Annotated in this window: 18 protein-coding genes; 10 read left to right on the top strand and 8 right to left on the bottom strand. The window is 64.9% G+C overall.

Annotation, left to right across the window (positions count from 1 at the left end; genetic code table 11):
* Positions 1-57 precede the first annotated feature (57 nt).
* From ACZ5M6_RS10950 to metC, 3 genes are read right to left on the bottom strand one after another with little or no spacing between them, the layout of a single operon-like run.
* Positions 58-2,121 (bottom strand): DNA topoisomerase IV subunit B, encoded by a 2,064-nt coding sequence (locus ACZ5M6_RS10950; RefSeq protein WP_348682889.1) that lies wholly within the window; start codon positions 2,119-2,121, stop codon positions 58-60.
* Positions 2,096-3,445, bottom strand: a complete 1,350-nt coding sequence (locus ACZ5M6_RS10945) for an O-antigen ligase family protein (protein WP_464160121.1) — start codon at positions 3,443-3,445, stop codon at positions 2,096-2,098. The genes ACZ5M6_RS10950 and ACZ5M6_RS10945 overlap by 26 nt, the downstream gene beginning before the upstream one ends.
* 22 nt (positions 3,446-3,467) lie before the next feature.
* Entirely contained in the window at positions 3,468-4,646 is a 1,179-nt protein-coding gene (metC, locus tag ACZ5M6_RS10940) for a cystathionine beta-lyase (RefSeq protein ID WP_464158584.1), read from the bottom strand.
* Positions 4,647-4,732: 86 nt separating this feature from the next.
* Between metC and ACZ5M6_RS10935 the strand changes: the two genes are divergently transcribed.
* Entirely contained in the window at positions 4,733-5,821 is a 1,089-nt protein-coding gene (locus ACZ5M6_RS10935; protein WP_464158582.1) for an amino acid ABC transporter substrate-binding protein, read from the top strand.
* A gap of 33 nt (positions 5,822-5,854) precedes the next feature.
* Positions 5,855-7,183: a dicarboxylate/amino acid:cation symporter gene (locus ACZ5M6_RS10930; protein WP_464158580.1), complete on the top strand. Its 1,329-nt coding sequence runs from the start codon at positions 5,855-5,857 to the stop codon at positions 7,181-7,183.
* Positions 7,184-7,198: 15 nt separating this feature from the next.
* On the opposite strand, the gene sseA is transcribed toward ACZ5M6_RS10930, so the two are convergent.
* From sseA to ACZ5M6_RS10915, 3 genes are read right to left on the bottom strand one after another with little or no spacing between them, the layout of a single operon-like run.
* Positions 7,199-8,047 carry a 3-mercaptopyruvate sulfurtransferase gene (gene sseA / locus ACZ5M6_RS10925; RefSeq protein WP_464158579.1) on the bottom strand — a complete coding sequence of 283 codons (849 nt, stop codon included), beginning with the start codon at positions 8,045-8,047 and terminating at the stop codon, positions 7,199-7,201.
* A gap of 15 nt (positions 8,048-8,062) precedes the next feature.
* On the bottom strand, positions 8,063-9,283 hold the full coding sequence (locus tag ACZ5M6_RS10920) for an SAM-dependent methyltransferase (protein ID WP_191555696.1): 1,221 nt from the start codon (positions 9,281-9,283) through the stop codon (positions 8,063-8,065).
* A 22-nt stretch (positions 9,284-9,305) separates the two neighbouring features.
* Positions 9,306-10,757 (bottom strand): cryptochrome/photolyase family protein, encoded by a 1,452-nt coding sequence (locus ACZ5M6_RS10915; protein WP_464158577.1) that lies wholly within the window; start codon positions 10,755-10,757, stop codon positions 9,306-9,308.
* 100 nt (positions 10,758-10,857) lie between these two features.
* On the opposite strand from ACZ5M6_RS10915, the gene kdsA reads away from it, so the two are divergent.
* The 5 genes from kdsA (at position 10,858) to ACZ5M6_RS10890 (ending at position 15,358) form a co-directional block, all read left to right on the top strand.
* Entirely contained in the window at positions 10,858-11,727 is an 870-nt protein-coding gene (gene kdsA, locus ACZ5M6_RS10910) for a 3-deoxy-8-phosphooctulonate synthase (RefSeq protein ID WP_370513357.1), read from the top strand.
* A 1-nt stretch (position 11,728) separates the two neighbouring features.
* Complete coding sequence (gene rfaD, locus ACZ5M6_RS10905) at positions 11,729-12,730, top strand: ADP-glyceromanno-heptose 6-epimerase (protein WP_227975916.1); 1,002 nt, start codon at positions 11,729-11,731, stop codon at positions 12,728-12,730.
* Entirely contained in the window at positions 12,727-13,824 is a 1,098-nt protein-coding gene (locus ACZ5M6_RS10900; protein WP_464158575.1) for a DUF3089 domain-containing protein, read from the top strand. Before rfaD ends, ACZ5M6_RS10900 begins: the two co-directional genes overlap by 4 nt.
* A gap of 77 nt (positions 13,825-13,901) precedes the next feature.
* Entirely contained in the window at positions 13,902-14,885 is a 984-nt protein-coding gene (locus ACZ5M6_RS10895; protein ID WP_054765777.1) for an SPFH domain-containing protein, read from the top strand.
* A 14-nt stretch (positions 14,886-14,899) separates the two neighbouring features.
* Positions 14,900-15,358 carry an NfeD family protein gene (locus tag ACZ5M6_RS10890; RefSeq protein WP_191557823.1) on the top strand — a complete coding sequence of 153 codons (459 nt, stop codon included), beginning with the start codon at positions 14,900-14,902 and terminating at the stop codon, positions 15,356-15,358.
* A 15-nt stretch (positions 15,359-15,373) separates the two neighbouring features.
* Here ACZ5M6_RS10890 and ACZ5M6_RS10885 read toward each other — a convergent pair whose 3' ends face one another.
* Together ACZ5M6_RS10885 and ACZ5M6_RS10880 are read right to left on the bottom strand one after the other, a co-directional pair.
* Positions 15,374-18,748: a hybrid sensor histidine kinase/response regulator gene (locus ACZ5M6_RS10885; RefSeq protein WP_464158572.1), complete on the bottom strand. Its 3,375-nt coding sequence runs from the start codon at positions 18,746-18,748 to the stop codon at positions 15,374-15,376.
* A 93-nt stretch (positions 18,749-18,841) separates the two neighbouring features.
* Entirely contained in the window at positions 18,842-20,512 is a 1,671-nt protein-coding gene (locus tag ACZ5M6_RS10880) for an MFS transporter (protein WP_054765775.1), read from the bottom strand.
* Between the two features lie 317 nt (positions 20,513-20,829).
* On the opposite strand from ACZ5M6_RS10880, the gene ACZ5M6_RS10875 reads away from it, so the two are divergent.
* The 3 genes from ACZ5M6_RS10875 to ACZ5M6_RS10865 are packed head-to-tail and all read left to right on the top strand — an operon-like array spanning position 20,830 to position 25,770.
* Positions 20,830-21,996, top strand: a complete 1,167-nt coding sequence (locus ACZ5M6_RS10875; protein ID WP_464158570.1) for a tyrosine-type recombinase/integrase — start codon at positions 20,830-20,832, stop codon at positions 21,994-21,996.
* Positions 21,996-23,471, top strand: a complete 1,476-nt coding sequence (locus tag ACZ5M6_RS10870; RefSeq protein WP_161639115.1) for a site-specific integrase — start codon at positions 21,996-21,998, stop codon at positions 23,469-23,471. Before ACZ5M6_RS10875 ends, ACZ5M6_RS10870 begins: the two co-directional genes overlap by 1 nt.
* A complete protein-coding gene (locus ACZ5M6_RS10865) occupies positions 23,461-25,770 on the top strand; it encodes a hypothetical protein (protein WP_161639114.1) in 2,310 nt (769 codons plus the stop codon). The genes ACZ5M6_RS10870 and ACZ5M6_RS10865 overlap by 11 nt, the downstream gene beginning before the upstream one ends.
* Positions 25,771-25,983: the final 213 nt, after the last annotated feature.

Below are 25,983 nucleotides of genomic sequence, written 5' to 3'. Positions count from 1 at the left end.
GTCTGTCGCCCTCTAGCGCGCCTGGGTCCAGGCGTCACGGGGGCGTGGCGGGCGGGATCAGACGTCCAGCTCTTCCTTCACGAACTGGGCGTTTTCCTGGATAAACTGGAAACGGGCCTCAGCCCGCTTGCCCATCAGCCGTTCGACCAAATCCTCGATGCTCGCCTCGGCGTCCGGCACTGTGATCCGGGCCAGGGTGCGCTTCTTCGGGTCCATGGTGGTCTCCTTCAGCTGGGAGGCCATCATTTCGCCCAGGCCCTTGAACCGGCCGATCTCGGTCTTCTTGCCCTTGAAGACGGTGGCCAGAAGCTCGTCGCGGTGGGCGTCGTCGCGGGCGTATTCGCTCAAGGGGCCGGCCGAGATCCGGTACAGCGGCGGCAGGGCCATGAAGACCCGGCCCTGACGGATGGTCTCAGGCATGACGCGATAGAAGAAGGTGATCAGCAGGGCCGCGATATGGGCGCCGTCCACGTCGGCGTCGGTCATGATGATGATCCGCTCGTAGCGGAGGTCGTCGATGTTGAAGCGATTGCCGGGCTGGACGCCGAGCGCCAGGGCCAGATCGGACAGTTCGACGTTCTGGCGCAGCTTGTCCGCCGTGGCCGACGCGACGTTCAGGATTTTGCCGCGCAGGGGCAGGATGGCCTGGGTGGTGCGGTCGCGCGCCTGTTTGGCCGAGCCGCCGGCTGAATCGCCTTCGACGATGAAGAGTTCGGTGCCCTCGGCGGCCTGACGCGAGCAGTCGGAGAGTTTACCGGGCAGGCGCAGCTTGCGGGTGGCGGCGGCGCGCTGGACCTCCTTGTCCTTGCGGCGGCGCAGCCGGTCTTCGGCCCGGTCGATGACGAAGCCGAGCAGGGCGTTGGCCTGTTTGGGGCTTTCGGTCAGCCAGTGGTCCAGCGGGTCGCGCAGCAGCTGTTCGACGATCCGCGCCCCCTCGGGCGAGGACAGACGGTCCTTGGTCTGGCCCTGGAACTCGGGATTGCGGATGAAGACGCTGATCAGGGCGCCGGCGTTGGCGATGACGTCCTCGGCCGTGATGATGGCGGCGCGTTTCTCATTGGTCAGTTCGCCATAGGCCTTGAGCCCCTTGACCAGGGCCGCGCGGAAGCCGGCTTCGTGCGTGCCGCCGTCGGGGGTGGAGACGGTGTTGCAGTAGGACTGGATGAAGCCGTCCGCCTCGCCGAAACCGGCGGGCGACCAGGTGACCGCCCATTCGAAGGCGCCCGCCTCGCCCTGACGCTCGGCGCGGCCGGCGAAGGTGGGGGTGACGGTTTCCAGCTCACCGATGCGGTCGGCCAGGGCGTCGGCCAGGCCGCCGGGGAAGTGGAGCAGGGCCTGTGCCGGGGTGGCGTCGGTGATCCGTTCGGGGGCGCAGGTCCATTTGATCTCGACGCCGCGGAACAGATAGGCCTTGGAGCGCGCCATACGGAACAGGCGGGCGGGCTTGAAGGCCGCGCCGACACCGAAGATCTGCTCGTCCGGCTTGAAGCGGATCAGGGTGCCGCGCTTCTTGGACGGGCCGACCTGCTGGATCGGGGCCAGGACATGGCCGCGCGAGAAGGCCTGCCTCCACTCGAAACCGTCGCGCCAGACCGTGACCTCGACGCTTTCGCTGAGGGCGTTGACGACCGAGACGCCGACGCCGTGCAGGCCGCCCGAGGTCTCATAGGCCTTTCCCGAGAATTTGCCGCCCGAGTGGAGGACGGTCATGACCACCTCCAGCGCCGACTTGCCGGGGTGTTTGGGGTGCGGGTCGACGGGGATGCCGCGGCCGTCGTCGCGGACGGACAGATAGCCTTCGGCGTCCAGATCGACGGTGATCAGCCGTGCGTGGCGGGCCACCGCCTCGTCCATGGCGTTGTCGAGGACTTCGGCGAACAGGTGGTGCAGGGCGCGTTCGTCGGTGCCGCCGATATACATGCCGGGGCGTTTGCGGACGGGCTCCAGGCCTTCCAGCACCTCGATCGAGGAGGCGGAATAGCCGCCGGGGACCGCAGCGGCCGGGGTCGGTGCGGGCGCAGGGGCGGGCGCCGCCGCAGCGCCCGGCGTCGGGACAGGCTTGGGCGCCTCCGGCTTCGGAGGCTGGGGCGTGTCGTCAAAAGCGAAGAGATCGGCGGCCATTCACATAGTCTGAGGCGATTCGGGGCCGGTTCTGGTAGGCCCGCTGGGGCGGTCGAGCAAGCGGCGGTCGTGCCGGAACGGGATCGAAGGTCACGGCGCGGGCCAAAATCGCCAGCATCAGCACCCAGGGCAGGTTGGCGTGGGTCAGAAGCACGCTCTCCGAAAGGCTCAGGACGAAGAAGCCCGTCATATAGCCCAGGCTCCAGAAACCCTCGCGCGCGCCCATTCCGTTCAGCCGGGCCAGAATCATCACCGCCGAAACGGCCATCACCAAACCCACGAGGACGGCGCCGGGCCAGCCCAGCTGGACCAGAAGGTCGATCCAGCCGTTGTGGGCCGAGGGAACCGGCCATTGGGTCTCTATTCGGATCGCGCGCGCGGGGATGGAGTCCACGCCCCAGAAGGCGCTGAAACCGTAGCCGGTCCAGGGACGGTCGGCCACCTTGCGCATCAACGCCTCCCAAATCAGGGTCCGGCCGGTCAGGGAGGGATCCTTGCCCAGGGCTTCGAGGATGACGGCGGACTGTGTGTTCCAAAGCCAGGCGCCGCCGGCCGCCATGACGACCCCCAACCAGACCGCAACCACGGTGACGGCGGCTCCGCCTTGGCGAAGCACCCACCAGCCGCCGACGATGCCGACCCCCAGGATCAGGCACAGCAGGGAGGTCTTGGACTGGGTGGCGACCACCAAAAGCGTGGTGAGCGCCAGGGTCAGGAGGGCGATCCAGGGTTTGCGGCCATTGTCAGCCAGATGATCGGCGACAAGAACGGCGGCGGCCGAGACGGCGCCGACTACCATGACCAGGCCCATCTGGTTCTTTTCGTACCAGAGCCCGCGCCACAGGCCGGCGTTGTCCAGTTGGTGCACTCCGATCCGAGGAAACAGGAAGACCATGATCAGGCTGCCGATCGCCATCACCAGGCCCGCGCGCATCAACAGGCGGGGCAGGGCGGCGCCATTAAAGACGGCGCCCAGATAGACGGCGAAGGCGCTGTTGATCGCCAGGGCGATGACGCGCCGCTCCGTCACCTCCGCATCGATCGACCAGTACTGCGACACATAGGCCAGGCCGACGAGGGCGCCCACCGCCAGCCAGGCCGGCCAGGCGCGAATGACGCGCTCGAACCGGAAGACGATCAGCCCCGCCGTCACCGCATAGACCGGCAGCCACAGGAACCGCAGTATGGGGGTCTCGCTCTGGTCCGGCGCAAAGACCGGGGCGAAAAGGGCGCCGGTCAGCATGAAGACGACGAAGCCCGCCGCCCACTGCTCCCAGGCGGGCGGATCGGTCGGCTGATCGAATCGGTCAGGCGAGGCGCGCACGCCCAAGGGTGACGCCGCCCGCTTAAGGAAGGGTGAGCGCGGCGCGGAAGGCCGCCAGTCCCCGCTCCAGGTCCGCAATCAGGTCCGACGGATCTTCCAGCCCCACATGCAGTCGGATGAGCTCCCCCTCCAAGGCGGGCGGATGGACGCGATAGGCCGTCTGATGGGTTTCGTGGGTGATCAGGCTTTCGAATCCGCCCCAGGAATAGCCCATGCCGAACAGGCGGAGGGCGTCAAGCAGGGCCTGGCCGGCGGCCTCGGTTCCCCCCTTCAGAACCACCCCCATCAGGGAGGCGGCGCCGGTGAAGTCGCGTGTCCACAGCTCATGGCCGACAGAGCCGGGCAGGGGCGGATAAAGGACGCGGGACACCTCGGGCCGGGCCTGCAGCCATTCGGCGACGATCAGACCCGACCGACCCTGTTCGGCGTAGCGCAGGGGCAGGGTGCGCAGGCCGCGCAGGGCCAGCCAGGCGTCGTCGGGCGAAACGTGCCAGCCCAGGTCTTCGATCGTATCGGCGATCGCCCGGCGACAGGCTGAATCCGTCACGGAGATTCCGCCCATCAGAACGTCGGAATGGCCCGAAACATATTTGGTCAGGGCCTGGACGCTGACGTCCACGCCGTGGGCCAGGGGTTTGAAGGCCAGGCCGGCGCCCCAGGTGTTGTCGATCATGCTGAGCACGCCGCGTTCGCGACAGGCCCGAGCCACTGCCGCGACGTCGATCATTTCAAACGTCAGGGAGGCGGGCGACTCCATCAGGACCAGGCGGGTGCGCGGCCCGATCGCGGCGATCACCTCTTCAGCATCCGCATCGGCCGGCAAAAATCGTGACGTGACGCCGCGCGCGGCCTGGTAGCGGGACAGAAAGCGTCGCGACGGGCCATAGAGGGCGTCGGTCGTGATCACCTCGTCGCCCGGCCGGGTCAGGGCCAGCAGGGGCACGGTGACGGCGGCGAGGCCGGAGGGAACGATAAAGGCGTCCTCGGCCGCTTCCAGGTCGGCCAGGGCCGCTCGCAGCTGGCGCGCGGCCGCCCCGCCGCCCAGGCCGTAGGTCGGGCCATCGGCGTCATCCCGCATGGCCGCCGCACGGTCGCTGAGCATGGTCGAGGCCCGCTCGACGGGGGGATTGACCGGACGGCGGCCCTGCCCCCGGCGGGTGGCGGACGAGATCAGGCGGGTGCGGTCCGAATGCGGCGACATGGCCTCTCCGATGGCTTGCGGATCAGGGTCTAAAGGCCTCTAAAGTCGGCCGGGCGCAAGCGGAGGAGACGAACGCGATGCGGATCATGGCGATCGGAGCGATGACGGTCCTGCTGTTGGCGGCGGCGGCTTGCGGCCGCAACGACGCCAGACGCGCCGCCGAAGACGACGCCCCCCCGGTCCCGGCGCCGACGGTGACGACCGATCGCCCCGAAAGTCCGACCTTGGCGGCGGTCAAGCGCCGCGGGCGGCTCAATTGCGGGGTGCATCAGGGGTTGGTGGGCTTCGCCCACACCGACAATCGCGGGCAATGGCGGGGTTTCGACGCCGACTTCTGCCGGGCCATGGCGGCGGCGATCCTGGGCGACTCCGAGGCGGTGCGCTTCGTGCCCCTGTCGGCCTCAGACCGGTTCGCCGCCTTGAATGAGGGCAGGATCGATGTCCTTTGGCGCAACTCGTCCTGGACCATGAGCCGCGACGCCGGCGAAGGATTCGTCTTCGCCGGCGTCAACTATTACGACGGCCAGGGCTTTCTGGTGCGGCGGTCACTCAGTCTGAACAGCGCGACTGAGCTGAATGGGGCGCGGGTCTGCGTCCAGGCCGGCTCGACCGCCCAGGCCAACGCCGACGACTTCTTCAGGTCACGGGGGATCCCGTACCGGCCTGTCGTCTTGCCCACGGAGGAGGCGGCGCGCGACGCCTATGGCCGCGAGGACTGCGACGCCCTGAGCGCCGACATTTCGGCCCTGGCCGCTGCGCGCGCCGTCCTGGCCGATTCCCAGGCGCACACGATATTGTCAGACGTGGTGTCCAAGGAGCCGCTGGGACCAGTCGTCCGCGCAGGAGACGAACGCTGGGCCGACGTGGTCCGCTGGACCCTCAACGCCGTCATTCTGGCCGAAGAACTGGGCGTGACCCAGGAGAATGTCGAAGCCCAAGCCGAAGACGCAAAAGACCCGCGCATCCGGCGTCTGCTGGGCGCCGAAGGGGATTTCGGCGCCATGCTGGGCCTGTCGAAGACCTGGGCGAAGGACGCTGTTTCCGCAGTCGGCAACTATGGCGAAATCTTCGATCGGAACCTGGGCTCTCAATCGCCGCTCGACCTGGCCCGCGGATTGAACGCACAGTGGAACGGTCGGCCGCCCGGCTTGATCTATGGATTGCCGATCCGTTAAGCGCGACGACTTGCATCGTTTTCTGGGGGACAGATGACTGAGACCAAACGCGGGGGCTTGGCGCTCCACTGGCTGATGCTGATCGGCTTCACCGTCGGCCTGGGCGCCGGCCTTTGGGTCAATTTGACCCTCGGCGCCGACACGCCCTGGGTCGTCTGGCTGACCGACAACGTCACCGGCCCGGCCGGTCAGATCTTCCTGCGCCTGCTGTTCATGATGGTGATCCCCTTGCTGTTCTCAGCCCTGGTCATCGGGGTGGCGGAGATGGGGGATCTGAACGCCCTTGGCCGGGCGGGGATCAGGACCCTGCTTCTGACCATATTGGTGTCCGGCATCGCCGTGGTCATAGGGCTGGTGATGGTCAATCTGTTGCAGCCCGGTCGCGGCGTCGATCCGGCCATGGCTCAACAGTTGCTGGAGCAAGGCCGCGACGGCGCGGCCGGAATCGTCCAGAATGCGCCGGAGACCATCCAGCTCGGCGACTTCTTCCTAGGCCTGGTTCCGTCCAACGCGGTCACGGCGGCGGCGGAGAACCAGATCCTGCCGCTCATGGTCTTCGCCCTGTTCTTCGGCATCGGCCTGGTCATGGCCAAGAGCCCCGCCACCGACCGCCTCCAGCAGGTCATCGAAGGCATTCTCGAAGTCACGATGAAGCTGATCAACCTCTTCATCAAACTGGCGCCCATCGCCATCGCCTGCCTGATGTTCAATCTGGCCGCCCTGTTCGGCTGGGATCTGCTGGTGCGTCTAGCCGCCTTCGTCGGCGTCGCCGTTGGCGCCATGGCGATCCATATGTTCGTCGTCTATCCCCTCGTCATCTGGATTCTCGGCGGGCGCTCGCCGTTCGGCTTCTTCAAGGCGGTGCGCGAGCCCATGGTGGTGGCCTTCTCCACGGCCTCGTCCAACGCCTCCCTGCCGGTGTCGCTGAAGGCGGCCGAGCACGAGTTGAAACTGCCGCGCAAGATCGCCCGTTTCGTGCTGACCGTCGGCGCCACCGCCAACCAGAACGGCACGGCCCTGTTCGAGGGGGTGACGGTGCTGTTCCTGGCCCAGTTCTTCAACGTCGACCTGAGCCTGACCCAGCAGTTGATCGTCATGCTGGTCTGCATCCTGGGCGGAATCGGCACGGCCGGAGTGCCGGCCGGGTCGCTGCCGGTCGTGGCCATGATCCTGGTCATGGTGAAGGTGCCGCCTGAAGGGATCGGTCTGATCCTGGGCGTCGACCGCTTCCTGGACATGTGCCGCACGACGCTGAACGTCACCGGCGACCTGGTGCTGGCCACCGTCGTCTCGCGCGGCGAGAAGGACGAGCCGGTCGAGCCGATCACCGAAACCCCGGCCTCGCCGCCGATCCTGGCCTGATCGGGACGAAGGGGCTCAGCTCGCAGTGGCGACGGGGGTGTCGGTCCGAGACCCCCATTCGGCCCAGGAACCGTCGTAGAGGCGCGAAGGCCGGCCCAGGGTCTCCAGCGCCAGGCTGATGATGGCGGCCGTGACGCCGGAGCCGCAGGTGGTGATCACCGGCGCCGCCGCATCCAGCCCCGCCTGCTCCAGAACCGCGCTCAGGGCGTCGCCCTGTTTCAGCCGACCGTCGCCGTCGATCAGGGCGGCGTAGGGCAGGTTGATCGCGCCGGGCATATGGCCCGCACGGACGCCGGGTCGGGGTTCCGCCGCCTGGCCGGCGAAGCGGGCGGGACCGCGGGCGTCGGCGACCTGAATCCCCTCTGCGAGTGCGGCGCGCACATCATCCAGGCCGGCGACTGCGTCCGCGTCGAAATCCGGGGTGAACCGCGCGGGCGAAGGCGGAGGCGGGGTCCCGGCTTCGACGGGGCGTCCCTCGGACTTCCATTTCGGCAGACCGCCGTCCAGCACCTGGACGTGGGCGGCGCCCATGACCTTCAGCATCCATCGGACGCGGGCCGCCGAGAACAGGCCGACGGAATCATAGACCACCACCCGGTGCGTCTCGCCGATCCCCAGGTCCGACAGGGCGGATGCGAAGGCTGCGGGCGAGGGCAGCATGTGGGGCAGGCCGCAGGAGCCGTCAGAGACGCTGTCCAGATCGAAGAAGCGGGCGCCGGGAATATGTCCGACCGCGAACTCGGCCCGGCCGTCCCGGCCGTCCAGATGCCAGCTGGCGTCCAGGATGCGCAGCGACGGATCGTCCGTCAGGGCGGCGAGATCCCCTGTGGAGATCAGGGGAAAGAGGGGCGAGGGCTGGGTCATGGCCCCAGCCTAATGTCAGGCGCGGTCCAGCACCAGTTGCACCACATCGGTCCGGCGCGAGCGGAAGCCCGCCTCACAATAGGCCAGATAGAAGCGCCACAGCCGGCGGAACCGCTCGTCGAAACCGGTGACGCGGCGGATGTCGGACCAGGCGGCCTGGAAGCGATCGTCCCAGAGTTTCAGGGTTTCGGCATAGTCAAGACCGAAGCGTTCGATGGGGCCCCAGTTCAGGCCGGCGGCGGCCACGACCGGCTTCAGCCGCTCTTCCGACGGCAGCATGCCGCCGGGGAAGACGTATTTCTGAATGAAGTCGGTGCGGGCGTTGTATTCGTCGAACAGGGGCTCCTGGATGGTGATGATCTGAAGCCCCGCGCGGCCGCCGGGATTCAGCACCTCGTGGATCTTGCCGAAATAGGCGGGCCAGTATTCCTTGCCGACCGCCTCGAACATCTCGATGGAGGCGACCCGGTCGAAGCGGCCCTGGACGTCGCGATAGTCCATCAGGTCGACTGTCGCCCTGTCCGAAAGGCCGGCGTTGAACAGGCGCCGGCGGGCGAAATCGTACTGTTCCTTCGAAATGGTCAGGCCGGTGACCTGGGCGCCGATCTCGCGGGCGGCGAACTCGGCGAAGCCGCCCCAGCCGCAGCCGATCTCCAGCACCGACATGCCGGGCTTGAGGTCCATCATCCGGGCCAGGGCGGCGTATTTGGCCTGCTGGGCGGCTTCCAGCGACCGGTCGGCGCCGTCGAACCGGGCCGAGGAATAGGTCATCGAACGGTCCAGCCAGGTCGAGTAGAAGGCGTTGCCCAGGTCGTAGTGGGCGTGGATGTTCTTTTTCGAGCCTGTCCGGCTGTTGCGGTTGCGCCGGTGGGCCAGCCAGTTGACCACCTTCATCAGCCAGTTGCCGTCGAACAGGCGGCGGATGTGGTCATAGTTCTCGACCAGGGTCTCCAGCAGGGCGGCCAGATGGGGGCTGTCCCATTCACCGGCCATATAGGCCTCGGCGAAGCCGATGTCGCCGGCGGCCAGGACGCGGCGGGCGAAGCGATAGTCCTTGACTTCAAGCACGCCGCTGGGGCCGGGACGGGCGCCCTCCAGCACATGAACCTCGCCGTTCGGCAGGCGAACGGTGAGGCGGCCGAAGGTCCAGTTCGACGCCAGCAGACGCAGCAGCAGGCCGAAAACGCGCGGGGTGCGGGCGGCGGCGGCCTCGATGTCCAGAGCGGCGGCAGTCATGCAAGAACCTCTGTCTCAATCGTCAGTCAGGATCAGCGGACGCATCGCGACCCGACACCGTCTTCAAGGCGTCGAGGGCGCGCGCACGCGCCTGGGCATGATCCAAGATAGGGTGCGGATAGTCCGTTCCAAGCCTCACTCCCGCGTCGCGCAGAACTTCGGCGGGGGCTGTCCACGGCGAATGGAGCCAACGGTCCGGCAGGCGGCGCAGCTCGGGAACCCAGCGACGGACATAGGCGCCGTCGGGGTCGAACTTTTCGCCCTGACCTATGGGATTGAAGATGCGGAAGTATGGGGCGGCGTCGGCGCCCGAGCCCGCCACCCACTGCCAGTTCTGCACATTGCTGGCCAGGTCGGCGTCCACCAGAGTGTCCCAGAACCAGGCCTCGCCCTCGCGCCAGTCGATCAGCAGATGTTTGACCAGGAAGGAGGCCGCGACCATCCGCACCCGGTTGTGCATCCAGCCGGTCGTCCAAAGTTGACGCATGCCGGCGTCGACCAGGGGATAGCCGGTGCGGCCCCGCTTCCACGCCTCCAGCCCCTCGGGATCGTTGCGCCAAGGCATGGCCTCATATTCCGGGCGGAAGGCGCGGTCGACGATCGTCGGGAAATGGTGGAGCAGATGGGCAGAGAAGTCGCGCCAGCCCAGTTCGGAGACGAACTTGGCCGCCTCGGCCGCTGGCGCGGCCTCGCGGGCGCGCTGGGCCGCACGCCAGGGGCTGATCTCGCCCCAGTGCAAGTGGGGCGACAGGCGGCTGGTGGACGGCAGGCCGGGGCGGTCGCGGTCGGCCGCGTAGGTCTTCGCACCGCGCGCCAGGAAGTCGGACAGGGCCGCTGCGGCGCCGGCCTCGCCCGGCGTCCAGTCGAAGCCCTTCGACCAGTCGGGCCGGGTGGGGTGCAGACCCCAGTCGTCCACCGCCTCGCCCGCCACCTCGGCCGGGGTCTCGATCCGACGCGGTCCGGTCGTGTGCGGCAGCGGCTCAATCTTCGCCAGCAGGGCCTTCATAAAGGGGGTGAAGACCTGGTAGGGCGCGCCCGACCCGTTCAGTACGGCGCCCGGCCGCGCCAGGAGCGACGCGTTGAAGCCTCGGCAGTCGACGCCGGCCGACTTCAGCTCATGGGCGATCTCGGCGTCGCGAGCGAAGGCGGCGGGCTCGAATAGACGGTTCATGAAGACGGCGTCGGCGCCGGTTTCTTGGATCAACACCTGAAGCTGCACCAGGGCCTCGCCCCGCCGCAGGATCAGCCGCGATCCTCGCTGGCGCAGCGCGGCGTCCAGGGCGCGCAGAGACTTGTCCAGCCACCACAGCGAGGCGGCGCCCGCCGGGCGGTCCGGGTCGCGGTCCAGGATGAAGACCGGCAGGATCGGACGGCCGGTCGCGGCGGCCTGGTTGAGGGCGGGATTGTCGTGCAAGCGAAGGTCGCGGCGAAACCAAAGGACGACAGGCTTGGGGGCCACGCAGGCGAACTCCATGATGATAGCTTGCGCTCACGGGAAATGAGCGCCACCTGATGGCCTCATAGCTGCGGCAAACGCCGCTCCCATAACGCCTGAACTTCGAAAGAGCCGCCTCGTGAGCCGACCCAACGCCGTCATTACGTTGTCCGAAGGTCTTCGGACGCCTGTCGTCATCGGCGGCGGCGCCCGAATCGTCTTCATCGCCGGCCCCTGCCAGATGGAGAGCCGTCAGCACGCGCTGGAGACGGCCCATGCGCTGAAGGAAATCGGCGAGCGGCTGAAGGTCGGCATCATCTACAAGACCAGTTTCGACAAGGCGAACCGGACCAGCGCCAATGCGGCGCGGGGAATCGGCCTGAAGGACTCCCTGCCGATCTTCGCCGAGATCCGCGAGGTGACGGGCCTGCCGACCCTGACCGACGTCCACTCCGAGGCGCAGTGCGGACCCGTCGGCGAGGTGGTCGACGTGCTGCAGATCCCGGCCTTTTTGAGCCGCCAGACCGACCTGCTGCTGGCTGCGGCCGCGACCGGCAAGGCGATCAACATCAAGAAGGGCCAGTTCCTGGCCCCCTGGGACATGAAGAATGTCGTGGCCAAAGTGGTTGGGGCCGGCAATCCGAACGTCATGGCGTGCGAACGGGGCGCCAGCTTCGGCTACAACACCCTGGTCAGCGACATGCGGGCGCTTCCGGTGCTGCGCGACATCGGCTGCCCGGTCGTGTTCGATGCGACCCACAGCGTGCAGCAGCCGGGCGGGCAGGGCACCTCGTCGGGCGGCCAGCGCGAGTTCGTGCCGGTTCTGGCCCGCGCCGCCGTCTCCGTGGGCGTGGACGCGGTCTTCATGGAGACCCACCCGGCCCCCGACAACGCCCCGTCGGACGGCCCGAACATGGTGCCGCTGGATCAGTTCGAGGCCTTGGCGGCCCAGCTGATCGCCTTCGACGATCTGGCCATCCAGATCGGCGCCAAGACGACCCAGGCCTGACATGACGCCCCGGATGATCGTGGTGACCGGCGGAGCCGGCTTCATCGGCTCCAACATCGTGGCCCGGCTGACGAAGGAGACGGCCTATGACGTCATCGTCTGTGATCGGCTGGAGACGGCCGATCTGGGCAAGTGGCGGAATCTGGCCAAACATCCGATCGCGGATTTCTGGTCTCCCGAGGAGATGTTCGACCAGCTGGAGCGCCATGCCGAACGGATCGAGGCCGTGGTCCATATGGGCGCGATCTCCTCGACGACCGAACCGGATGCGGACCTGATCCTGCGGACCAACTTCACCCTGTCGCGCGATCTCTGGGACTGGTGCGCCATCCGCAACGTCCGCCTGATCTACGCCTCCTCGGCGGCCACCTACGGCGACGGCGAGACGGGGTTCAACGACGATGACGACGCCCTGTCCCTGGGGCAGCTGCGGCCCCTGAACGCCTATGGCTATTCCAAGCTTCTGTTCGACCAGTACGCGGTTCGACAGGCGGACCGGGACCAGGCGCCGCCGCAATGGGCCGGGCTGAAATTCTTCAACGTCTATGGACCGAACGAGGGCCACAAGGGCGGGATGAAGTCGGTCGTCGCCCAGATCTGGCCCAAGGTGGCGGCGGGCGAGACCGTCAGCCTCTTCCGCTCGCACAACCCCGCCTATGCTGACGGGGGTCAGCTGAGGGACTTCGTCTATGTGGACGATGTGGTCGATGTGATCGAGTTCCTGCTGCAATCGCCTCAGGTCTCGGGGATCTTCAACGCCGGATCGGGCCAGGCCCGCTCCTTCGCCGACCTGGCGCGCGCCACCTTCGCCGCAGCCGGCAAGCCTGAGGCGATCGCCTATATCGACATGCCGGAGGTCATCCGCGACCGATACCAGTATTTCACCCAGGCGCGGATGGATCGCATCCGGGCTGCGGGTTTCGAGGGACAGGCGACGCCTCTGGAAGAGGGAGTGCGGCGCTATGTTCAGCAATTCCTTTCTCAGCCAGATCCTTATCGATGAAACATCTGACATTGCGTCAATGGATTGGATACAGCGGCTTTGTCCTGGTCTTTCTGTTGACGGCGGCGGTGGCCGTCTGGCGGGGCGACATTCTGCGCGCCGCCCTTGATCCGCAGATTCCGTTTCAGACCTATCGCCCGCCCCCGGCGCCCGACTACGCCCAGCCCTCGGCCTGGGCCCTTCTGGACGCGCGGGTGCAAGGGTCCGGCGCGGCCAATGTCTTCTTCGTCCATTCGACGACCTTCGACGGCGGCCGCGACTGGAACGGCGCGATCGGCGACAAGAAGGCCGACGCCTATCTGGAGCGCGTGGTTCTGCCGAACTACGCCGGACCCTTCGCTCGCGCCGGCGCCGTCAGCGCGCCCCGCTATAGGCAGGCCAGCCTCTATACGCGGCTGACCCTGCGCGACGACGCGCGCGAAGCGCGCGCCTTCGCCTATGACGATATTCTGTCCGCCTTCGACGTCTGGCTGGGTCGCCATCCGACGGGCCCCATCGTCCTGGCGGGGGTGGAGCAGGGGGCCGATCTTCTGGATCGTTTGATCCGGGAACGGATCGCGCCTGATCCCGTGCTCAGAAGCCGGATGGTCGCGGCCTATCTGATGGACGCCATCATCGCCGTCGAAAACCTGCCGGCCGACACGCCGCCCTGCGCCGACCGGCGGCAGATCCACTGCGTCGTCGCCTGGTCTCAAGTCGGCGCTCCCGATGATGCGGCCGCGCATCGCCGGCTTCGACGGGCGACGGTTTGGGACGAGCGCGGACAGTTCGTCGATCTTGCGGGCCGCCGCCCGGTCTGCGTCAATCCGGTGACGGGCGGAACGGGCGAAGCGCGCGTCCCCGCACGGCTTCATCGCGGCGCCACCAACGCCACCGGCCTGGAATGGGGCGCAAGGCCGGCCCTGATGGCGCGGGAGGTCGAGACCCAGTGCCGCGACGGATTGCTGCGCCACAGCTGGCCTGATCTGGAGTCCTTCAAGGAAAGAGGGAGTTGGGCGGATCGACGAAAAGCCCGCCCTTACAACTTGTTCTATGGTGATATTGAAGACGATGTTGCGGAGCGTCTGGCGGTTTACGCCGCTCGGGCGGGCTGAAACGGTCGTCTCGCGTCCGGTTTTTATGGCGCAGCCGCCTGCCGCGGCGTAACCTGGGGTTCTCAAGGAGGACCCCCATGGACGTGCTCACCATCTTCGCCGGCGTTCTGCTGTTCCTCGCCGTCTCGCTGCTGTTCAGCGTGATCAAGATCGTGCCCCAAGGGCGCGAATTCACAGTCGAACGGTTCGGAAAATACACCAAGACCTTGAGCCCCGGCATTGGCTTTCTGACCCCGTTCGTGGAACGAATCGGCAAGCGGATGAACATGATGGAGCAGGTTCTTGACGTACCGACTCAGGAAGTCATCACCAAGGACAACGCCATGGTCCGGGTGGATGGCATCGTCTTCATCCAGGTGATGGACGCCGCCCGCGCCGCCTATCGGGTCGACGACCTGACCTACGCCATCGCTCAACTGTGCATGACCAATCTGCGAACTGTGGTCGGCTCAATGGAGCTGGACGAGGTGTTGAGCCAGCGCGACAGCATCAACACCCGCCTGCTGCACGTCATCGACGCGGCGACCGAGCCCTGGGGCGTCAAGGTCAACAGGATCGAGATCAAGGACCTGACCCCGCCGACCGACGTCACCAACGCCATGGCCCGTCAGATGAAGGCCGAGCGCGAACGCCGCGCTGTGGTGACCGAAGCCGACGGCGAGAAACAGGCCGCCATCGCCCGCGCCGAGGGCGCCAAACAGGCAGCCATTCTGGAGGCCGAAGGCCGCAAGGAGGCCGCCTTCCGCGACGCCGAGGCGCGCGAGCGGGAAGCCGAGGCGGAAGCCCGCGCCACCGCCATGGTGTCGGAAGCCATCGCCCGAGGGGACGTCAACGCCATCAACTATTTCGTCGCCCAGAAATACGTCGAGGCCTTCGCCGACCTGGCCCGCAGCCCTCAGCAGCGGACCGTCATCGTTCCGGCGGAAATGGGCGCCCTCGTCGGCACGATCGCCGGCATCGGCGAGATGGTCGGCTTGGCCAAGGCTCAGCAGCAGGACGCGCCGCAGCCTGCTCGGCCAACGACGACCGCACGTCGTTCGTCGGTTCCGCCGACCGCCTGATCGGAGCGCGCGACATGACCCTTGTGGCCGATCTCTACACCGCCCAGCCGTTCTGGATCTGGCTGGGCGTGGGCGTGCTCCTTCTGGCGGTGGAGGCGATGTTCTCGACCGAATGGCTGCTGTGGCCTGCGGTCTCGGCGGGACTGGTGGCGGTGATGACGGCGGTGGGTCTGCGTCTGGGCCTGCCGGGCGAGGTCGCCGTCTTCGCCGTTCTGACCGTGATCGCCACCATTCTGTCGCGGCGTCTGGTGCAGAAAGCCAATCCGCCCGGCCAGGACATCAATGATCGGGACAGTCGTCTGCTTGATCAGCGCGCCCGGGTCGTGGAGGCCTTCGTCGCCGGCCGCGGGCGGGTGTTCGTATCCGGCGCCGAATGGGCTGCCGTGATCGAGGGCGAGGCGCCCGAACCAGGGCAGGACGTGGTGGTCAAGGGCGTCAGCGGATCGGTGCTGACCGTGCGCTCGGCCGTCTGAATCCAAGCCGGCGCTTCAGCTGGACAGAAAGGCTTTCAGCGCCGCGGGCTTGATGGGTTTGGGCAGCAGCACCGCCCCGGCGGCGGTCGCCTGATCGTTCAGGCCGTCGCGCGTATCGGCCGTGACCAAGGCGATCCGACGCACGCCCAGCGGCCGCAGCCAGTCGATCACCGCAAATCCTTCCGGCCCTTCGCCCAGATGCAGATCGATCAGGGCGGCGTCGAACGGCCCCGTCACGGCCTTTGCGGCCTCAAGGCTGGACGCTGTCACCGGACGGGCGCCCCAGCGTGTCAGCAGGGCCGTCAAGGCGTCCAGGATCACCGGCTCATTGTCGACGCAGAGCACCCGCAAACCCGACAGAGGCAGCCGCGTCTCCTTCAGCGGCGCCGGTTCAGGCGGACGATCGGCGTGACGGCGCGGCGCCGTAATGCGGAAGGCGGTTCCGGCCCCGACGCGGGACGTCAGCGTCAGCGGATGATCCAGCAGGCTGGACAATCGTCGCACGATGGCCAGGCCCAGCCCCGCGCCCGGTTCATCGACCGGCGCTCCGGGCAGGCGGACGAACTCCCCGAAAACGGTCTCACGATCGGCGTCGGGGATGCCTCGCCCGGTGTCGTACACCAGGATTTGCACGGTCTCGCCCTTGCGCCGCGCCCCGACCAGCACCCGTCCGGTGTCCGTATACCGAATAGCGTTGGCGATCAGGTTCTGAAGCATCGACCGCAGCAGATCCCGGTCCGACTGCACCCACAGACCGCTCCGCACCAGAGTCAGCCGCAGCCCCTTGGCCTCCGCCACCGGCAGATATTCGCGCTCCAGCTCGTCGAACAGTCCGTCCAGCGACACCTGTGTCACGGCCGCCTTCACCCCGCCGGCCTCCAGCTTCGACAGGTTCAAAAGAGCGGTCAGAAGCCGGTGCGCGCTGTCTATGGCCCGGTCCGCATTCAGGGCCAGGGTGCGGCCGGCCGGCCCCGCCTCCGGTCCCGAGACGGCCGGCTCTTCCTTGAGGGCGGCGATGAACAGCCGCGCGGCATGCAAAGGCTGCAACAGGTCGTGGCTGGCGGCGGCCAGGAAGCGGGTCTTGGAGGCCGTCGCCTCCTCCGCCGCGCGCCGCGCTTCCTCGAGCCGAGCCGTCCGGTCGGCGACCCGAGCTTCCAGCCTTTCGTTGGCCTCTTCCAACTGGCTGGCCGCCCGCCGCAGGGCGGTGATGTCCGTATAGCTGGTCACATAGCCGCCGCCGGGAATCGGCGCCCCGGACGAACGCAGCACCCGCCCGTCCGGCTGAAGCCGTTCATGGTCATGGGGAATGCGCCGGCTCAAGGCTTCCAGCCGCCGCTCCACCCAGGTGTCAATGTCGTTGGGGCTTTCACCGCGTTCGGCGTTCAGTCGATAGATGCTGGCGATCGGCAAGCCGACGTGAACGAAGCCGGCCGGGAGATCGAACATAGACACATATCGGCGATTCCAGGCCGTTATGCGCAGATCTTCGTCCACGACGATCACGCCCTGGTCGATATTGTCCAGGGTCGTCTGAAGCAGGTCCCGACTGAATTGGACGGCCTGGGACGCCTCGTCCAGCATCCGCACCACATCCTCGGGCGCGCGGCCGCCGCCGGCCAGGGCGGCGGCGATCACCCGCCGAGCCGAGGCCGCCCCGATGGCGCCGGCCAGCATCCGCTCCGCCGCCCTTGCCAAACTCGCATTGGCCGGATCGGCGTCTCGCAACCGGACATCGGTTTCGGCGCTCCAGGCCGCAAAGGCCCGCTCGGCGCGTTCGTCCCCGATGAAGCGGGCGACGAGGGCGCGCAGATCGCCGACCGAGGCGCCGGCCGGCGACGGCCGCGCCTCCAGCCAGTCGGGCCCCAGACGATCGACGAAGGCCCGCGCCTGGACTCGGTCGATCAGCCGCGGCTGGGCGAACCGCGACACCCCGACATAGGCGGCCAGGTTCAGCCCCAGGCTGACGAAGACGCCCAGCGCCAGCGGGTCCTTAACCCCCAACATGACATGCAGATGCCAGGGCGCGGCCGGCGCCAGCTGGGGCAGGGCCAGCATGGCGATCCAGACCGTGATCCCGACGGTGACGCCCGCCAGGGCGCCGTGGGCGTGACCGCCGCGCCACAGTACGGCACCGAACAGGGCGGGCGCCAGTTGCGCCATGGCGGCGAAGGACACCAGCCCCATGGCCGCCAGCCCCCGCGACTGATCAGTCGCCTGATAGTAAAGCCAGGCCAGCAGCAGCACCGCCACAATGGCCCCCCGTCGCACCTGCAATATGATGCCCGACATGTCCGAGGCGTCGCCGCGCAACCGCCATCGGTCTCGCGCCAGGAAGGGCAGGATCAGGCTGTTGGACACCATGGCCGACAGGGCCACGGCCTCGACGATGACCATGGCCGTGGCGGCGGAAAACCCCCCGACGAAGACGACGGCGGTCAGCCACGTCTCGCCCCGCCCGAACGGCAGGGCCAGAACCAGCAGGTCGGGGTTGGTCGAGGGTGCGAACAGGGCGCCGGCGGCCACCAACGGCAGCACCGCCAGGCTGGTCAGCACCAGATAGGCCGGAAAAATCCAGCGGGCCCGGCGCACATGGCTGGGGTCGGCGCCCTCGACGAAGGCGACGTGAAACTGACGCGGCAGACAGAAGATGGCCAGGGTGGCGATCAGGGCGATGGCCAGGAATCGAGGCGTCAGCTCCGGCGGGGCGGCGAGGGCGCCCAGCCCCTCTCGGATTGTCGCGCCTGAACCGTTCTGAACCAGCAGCAACAGGGCGAAGGCCGCGACCAGAAGCAGAGCGCCCAGCTTGACCAGGGACTCCAACCCGACGGCCTGGATCAGGCCCCGATTGTGTTCGGTCAGATCCGGCCGCCGCGCCCCGAACAATATGGCGAACCCCGCCAGCACCCCCGCCAGCACCAGAACGGTCAGGCTCTCGGAACCGGCCACCGGCGTCCCCGCCGTCAACAGGGCCCCCGCCATGGACAGGGATTTCAGCTGCAGCGCGATGTAGGGCAGGGAGCCCAGTATGGCGACCAGCGTCACGACCGCGCCCAGGGTCTGGCTCTTGCCATAGCGGGACGCCACGAAGTCCGCCATCGAGCCGACGTTCTCGCGCCGGGCGGCGGCGGCGATCCGACGCCACAGAGGAAACAGCACCGTTAGCCCCAGCACCGGGCCGATGTAGATGGGCAGATACTCCCACCCCTCACGGGCTGCGGTGCCCACCGCGCCATAATAGGTCCAGGAGGTGCAGTAGATGGCCAGCGACAGGGCATAGACCGACGGACCCAGGCCGCGCCCGCGCGCGCCCGGCCGCTCCTGGTGCCAGGCGACGCCGAACAGCACCGCCATATGGGCGATGACCAGGCCGAGGATCATCAGGCTGAACATGGCGGCATCTGAACCGGGCAGGGGGGCTTTCACAAGGGAAAGGCGGGCCGTCTTGCGACGACCCGCCCCTCATCCACGCCTGATTGCAAGAATTCAGGCGTTTAGATCGACATCCTTTCCTTCCTTGACCAGAAGGAAGCCCAGCACGACCGTCCCCAGCGCCACGATGATCGGGTACCAGAGGCCGGAATAGATGTTGCCGGTCGCCGCCACGATGGCGAAGGCCGTGGTCGGCAGGAAGCCGCCGAACCAGCCGTTGCCGATGTGATAGGGCAGGGACATGGAGGTGTAGCGGATATTGGTCGGGAACATCTCGACCAGGGCCGCAGCGATCGGTCCGTAGACCATGGTCACATAGAAGCCGAGGATGAACAGGATCAGCACCACCATCGGCTTGTTGACCAGATCGCTGTCCGCCTTGGCAGGATAGCCGGCGGCCGTAAGGGCCTCGCCCAACTGCTTGTCCCAGGCCTTTTTCTCCGCCGCGAAATCGGCAGGTGCCATGGCGTCTCCGCGGAAGCTCTGGACGACGGCCTGGTCGCCGATCCGTACCTGAGCCACCGTGCCTGCGGGCGCCTCGACATTGGTGTAGGTCACCCCGGCCTTGGCCAGATAGGATTTGGCTAGGTCGCAGGAGTGGTTGAACACCGTCTTGCCGATCGGATCGAACTGGACGTTGCAGTCCGCCGGATCGGCATAGACCACGACCGGCGCCGAGGCGGCCGCGGCGGCCAGGCGCGGATTGGCGGCCTGGGTCAGGGCGTTGAACAGGGGGAAATAGGTGAGGGCGGCGATCAGGCAGCCGGCCAGGATGACCGGCTTGCGTCCGACCTTGTCCGACAGCCAGCCCCAGAAGATGAAGAAGGGCGAGGCCGCGACCAGGGCGATGGTCAGCATCACATAGACGAGGGTGGCGTCCAGCTTCATCACCCGTTCCAGAAAGAACAGGGCGTAGAACTGACCCGTGTACCAGATCACGGCCTGGCCGGCGGTGAGGCCTAGCAGGGCGATCAGCACCAGCTTCAGGTTCGGCCACTTGCCGAAGGAGTCCTTCAGCGGGGTCTTGGACCCCTTGCCCTCGGCCTTCATCCGTTTGAAGGACGGGCTTTCGGACAGCTTCAGACGAATCCATAGCGACACGCCCAGCAGCAGGATCGAGACCAGGAAGGGGATCCGCCAGCCCCATTCCGCAAAGGCCTCCTCGCCGACCGAGACACGGACGCCCAGAATGACGACCAGGCTCAGCACCAGGCCGGCCGTGGCGGTGATCTGGATGAAGGAGGTGTAGAAGCCGCGTTTACCATGTGGCGCGTGCTCGGCGACATAGGTGGCGGCGCCGCCGTATTCGCCGCCCAGGGCCAGACCCTGGATCAGCCGCATCAGCACCAGAATGATCGGCGCGGCGATGCCGATGGCCGCATAGGGGGGCAACAGACCCACGACGAAGGTGGAAAGCCCCATCAGGAGCATGGTCACCAGGAAGGTGTTCTTGCGACCCCACAGGTCGCCCAGACGCCCGAAGACCACGGCCCCGAACGGTCGAACCGCAAATCCGGCGGCGAAGGCCATCAGGGCGAAGATGTAGCCGGTCGTCTCATTGACGCCCGAGAAGAACTGCACGGTGATGATCGCGGCCAGCGACCCGTACAGATAGAAATCATACCATTCGATAACGGTGCCGACCGACGACGCCAGAATCACCAGCTTGTCGTTCTTACCCACCACATACTCATCGACCGGCGCACCGATGGCGCTGTCCGTCATAGCGTAGCCTCCCAGCTGTCTGGTCTTTCCGACCGTTTTCACGCCGCAAGTGCGCGATTGGCCGAGAGAGTGACGCAGGGCTGAGACAAGCGTCAGGGCGACTTTGGTCGAGTGTCATTTTCGCCTAAGATATATTATGCGAAGGCCGACCAATCTCATTTCTGTTGCAGCTGTAGCGCAAACCCACGACGCGCAGCTATCCAAATGGCGCAGCGACGTGGGTTTGGGCGGGCCGCCTCGACCCATATTAGGCTTGATCGCACTGAACTAAAGCTGCTGTAGCTTCCGTTAGTTACGCACTTATCAGCTGCCCACGAATGAGTTTGTTACCTCCATCGCTAAGCGGTCCTGCATGCGTCGACGCATTGGGCTTTCCTCGGTACGCCGCCACCATTTGGCTCGACTTCCTAAATGCGCATGCCGCAATTGCGACGCGTGAGAAGTATGCGCGCGCAATCTCGGGTCTCTATTGCGATGCCGAAGCCATGCAGCCGCCGGTGGACCTTGATAAGGCCCTCATAGAGACGGATCTGGGGGCCTTAAGAGCAGTTCTCTCCTCGGCGCTATTAGGCCATCAGACACGCCAAGCGGCAGACAAGAGGTGGGCTCTTCAGAAGCGGTTTGTGTTCGGCATACTCGAGATGGTTAACGGCGGTCAGGTGCCTGAACTGTCACGGCAGCTCAAAACGCTCCAAAGATCATATTCTCAAATACGAAGTGCAGCACCTACGAAGCCGATCAGCCAGACAGCTAGGTCGTTGCCGGCGGACGTTCTCGAAGACATGTTCGAGCTTGTCGACCCCACGAGCCGTCGGAATCCTTTCAGAACGACGATAGCTCGGTGGCGAAATTACACGATGGTCCTGCTGCTTTTTCAGCTAGGTCTCCGGCGTGGAGAAATGCTTCTTTTGACGCCGGACAGCATCCATTCCGAGTTCGACTTTCGTTTGGGAAAACAAGTTCACTGGCTCGATATAAATCAACCTGCTTGCGAAGACAGTCGGGCAAGCCCGCCAAGGCTGAAGAATGCATGGGCAGTACGAGAATTGCCTTTGTCTCATACTTTGGTATCTGCACTTGACGTTTACATTTCCCAATATCGTGGAGATCCGGATCACGAATTCCTTTTCTCATCCGCTCAGCGGTTGCCACTCTCAGAACAGTCTGTTGAAGAGATATTCCAGGTCATCAAGCGCAACCTCAGTCCCTCGGCGCACGAAAGTCTTGCAGCGCGCGCAGGTAATCAGATTTCGCCGCACAGTCTTCGTCATACAGCCAGCGTTGTTAGGTATCAGCGGTTCTCCTCAAGCGGGATGGATCACGAGGAGATGAGCCGTAGAATCCGGCCTTTCATGGGTTGGGCGCCTGGATCAGAAATGCCGTTCCACTACGCGCGGAAATTCTTCGAGCCGCGCTATGCGAATTTGTGGGACGAAACGTTCGACGATGCGTTGGCCGCCCTTCGCGAAGGGATAGGTTGCTAATGGATCAGTACGATCTGTTCCATCACGAGGAACCAGCCGCCCCCCTACCCTCACTTCCTGCCTTGCCATCGCTGATCCGATATAGAGATCAGTTCAGACGATGCGATGTTACGTTGCATCAGCCTGGCGTGGGTGAGTGGCGCCTGCATAATAACGGAGGCGTAGCTAGCTTATCGTTGAGTTTTGGCGATCCGTGGGTTGATCATTTTTTGCGGGCTCACCTCGGCGAGAAGCTACTCGGATCGGTGACTACCGTGGTGAACTTCGCGCACGTTTATCAGGCGCTCCACCAGAAAAGCTTACTGATTCCAATCATCATTGCGATTGGACAGAGTACAGCGATCGAGTTCCAGAGGCGCTGGATCGACGAGTTTCGCGACATGCTTTCCCGCCACCATGCCATTGCTGTCAGGTCGGCTGCACAGTTCGCTTGTAGGTGGGAGATTGGCCTTTGGCGTGAGAGCGACAGTCAGATTGTCAGAGCGCTTCCAGGGCATGCGTTAGACAAGTACGCTGGCGTCCGAAACGGAACGAGTTTTTTGTCCGCATCGGCTCAGAGCCGTGTGGTCGATTTTCTAGATGTCACCGCCCGGAGATCCATGGAGGTAGGCCGCAAAGAACTGCAGATTGCTGCTGTGATAGCTCTCGGTTTCCAATTTGGATTGCGGCGACAACAACTGGCATCACTCGAGCCGACGGACTTCACTTTTCACGACGCCGATGTGTTGCACATGAAAGTGGAACTGTTGAAGCAACGCCATATCAAAGTCCGACGGATCGTGACGCGGAAGATAAATCCTGGATGGATTCCAATATTTCGGCGTTGGTCTGAGATTAGGCCGATCCACCAAAAGTACTTTGCGCTTCGTCCTGACGAGTTGAGCAAATTGGTACGAGACGCGTTGGAGAATATTACTGGGGTCGCATATGCCAATGGGGCGCTTCGGCACACTAGCGCGCAGCGTTTAGCCGATGCCGGTATCTCAAATGAGAGCCTAAGCGATTTCTTAGGGCACTCAGATACAACGGCGGCTCAGGTGTATTTCTCCGCATCTACTCGACAAGCTGCACAAATCAATATGGCGCTAGGCTACTCCCCTACTTACCAGGGCGTCGCTGCGGCAGCTCGAGGCGACATGATCACTGCCGCACAGCTTCTGCGGGAACCGGGGGATCGGCAGATCGCTGGGATGCCCCACGGTATTCCGGTCACCGGCATTGGAGCGTGTCAGTCAGGACAGTCTTCGTGCCAACGGAACCCCGTCCTCGCTTGCTACACCTGTCACAAGTTTCTCCCCGTCAGCGAACCCGGCGTCCACAATGCGTTGCTCGACGAGTTAAGGCAGGTCGTATTGGACTTTGATCAGCCTGAGAAACTTGTTCGCGTCAGTCCCGCCATGATGCAGCTTCGGACCACACTTGAGGCTATTGCGGAGGTTGCCGCGGCGGCGACAGACAGGGCAAATGACATCTGAGATCAGTAGTTTTATCGAACGGGCGCGGCAGATCGCGGACGATCGGGGCCTCAGTTGGAACGTACCTTACGACCTCTCGACCGGAAAAATACCGCGACTGGCGCGGTGGGATTTGTCGGCAGCGGCCGGGCACGGAGCTGGCCAAGCAGCGCAGATGACCACGTTTGCGACGCTGGCGTCAGGCGCGAATATGCTCGAACGTCTTGATGGCAGCTCGATGCCTCCCGTCATGGGCGCTGAATGGATCGAGTTGTATAAGGCAATCCTCCTACACGATCTGTTCGTGAAGCGGAACAAACCTCGTAATGGATTGTCCAATCTCGGAAATCCCTATCGCCTACTCGCAGGATGTGTCGGAGCGTCCGCTCCCTCACAGCTCACACCTGATCGCGTTCAGTTGAGCTTTAACGTTGCCTTGGGGGCCAGTGATTCAGGTCAATGGGCACGTCTGCTGAAGGGGCTCATCGTCTCTTGGTTCGACACTTTCCAGCTCGCCGACTTCCGGCCCCTAGCGCCCTACTGCGCGCCTTTCCCAGACAATGCACAGTCTCATTCCCAAGCAGACAAGCTGACGACGACCCTACGGCGCCAATTGGATGCGAAGCGCCCAGATAGTCTTCGATCAGACCTTAGCAGGCGGCATTACGAAGAGAAGCTGCCTCGGCCGGAGGCGATGGTTGAGTTGGTTCGCATCATCTTTAACGAGAGCCCTCGCACCACGTCCGACTTCATCCGCTTCCATCAGGCACGCATCCTTGCGGCCACTGGGTTCCGGCTAGGTGAAATGGTGAATCTTCCCGCAGAAACGCTCATCGTCAGGGATGACGGCATCATGCCTGGCCGCAGGTTCGGACCACCAGAGCCCATCACCAGCCTAACGCACTTCGCGGAGAAACAGCATCAAGACGGGCCAGGGCAGGAGTTCGTTGAGGCGACCCACCATGTTCCAAATCTGCTCGCTCCTATCGTTCGAGAAGCCGTGACGGCAGTTCTCAAAGTAACAGCGCCACAGAGGCAGATGCTCAAGCGCCAACATGCGGAGAAACGGCTTTTCGTTGGCCTTCAAGATGACGACCTTGTGCCGTGGGCGCATGCTTATCGTCGTATGTCGGGGATGATGCAGATTTCGCGGGAGCCGATCCCCAGCGAGCTCCAAGCGGCGTATCGGAGTACATACGATCCGACGCTGCTCGCGGAAATGCGCGCTCATCAAGACTGGAAGGTCGTGAGCGTCGGGCCCCACAAGCAGGTGCGCGAGTACTTCCGGCGCATGGAAAGCGCATCTATGCGGCCGGTTCTCAGGAGGGCTGATGGCGAGATTTTCAGCTTTGCTAACTGGGAGCGGAACGATGGATCCGGCATATACGTGCGAGCTGGAGACATGGAGCAGCTAGCCAAACAGCATCTCCAACTTAAACTTCCCGATACGAGAACCGTACAGACAGGAGGTCGTTCTCTGCACGATTATGATTTCCTATTTTTAATACCAGGAAAAGTTATTGCCGAAGAGAAACATGGATCGATAGTAGATACTTACAACTATTTCTCGGTTAAACGAGCAGATCGCGTCGATCTCGAGCTTCAGCTTGGCGGAAAGAACGCCGGACTAATGTTCCGAAAGTATGGAAATGATGACGATGCTAAGAAGCTGTCAGCCAATCCGCACTCGCTGCGCCACTTACAAACCAACGAACTGTTCAGGATGGGAGTGGCCGACACCATCATAACCAAGCGATTCAATCGAACATCAGTTGCCCAAAGCTATCATTACGATCATAGGTCAACATCTGAACGCCTTGAGGAGATGGAGCCTCAGCAGATGGCCCTCGCAGACGAATTGCTGGGTCCAAAGGCGCGTCAAGCTTTTGATCTCATAAGAGCGAAGGGCGTTCGAGGCCCAATTGTTCAGAAATTTTTGACAATCCAAATGGAGCAGGGTGACGAGATCGCCTTTCGTTATCTCAATGCTGAAGCGGGCGCGTTACATTCCACCCCTTACGGTTTTTGCCTCAACAGCTTCGCGGCCAGTCCGTGTTTGAAACATCTGGAGTGTTTCAACAATTGCTCTCAGCTTGTTCGAACATCTTCACCAGCAGAGCAAGCGCACCTTCAGAAATTGAAGGGACGTTTTGAACTTCATATCAGCCAACTTCGAGCCACCCCCAGCAAGGCCCCACATTTCGATGCCCACCTGGAGCATGCAATGACGCGCCTCTCTGGTGTGGAAGCAGCTTTAGCTACGGCTCCGAACGAACCTGTTTTCCCAGCAGGCGGAAGCCGCTACTTGCCGCCGCGATGACCCGCAAAAAATCCCCGACCGAAACTGACTTGCGCAATATTCTTGATGCGATGATCGAAGGCGACGAGTCAATTTCGCTCAACGCCGTCTCGCGGAAGGTCCCTCACCTCTTCCCCTTCGCGTCCTCGCTGTCCCGGCGACCTGCTATGGCACAGCTGGTAGCGGAAGCTCGAGCTAAGCAATCAGCGGTGAGAGCGCACGCTTCGAAACTCA

It is taken from the genome of Brevundimonas sp. Br13, assembly GCF_055391505.1.
The sequence above is the reverse complement of the archived record's forward strand: the minus strand, read 5'-3'. Positions and strand labels throughout refer to the sequence as shown.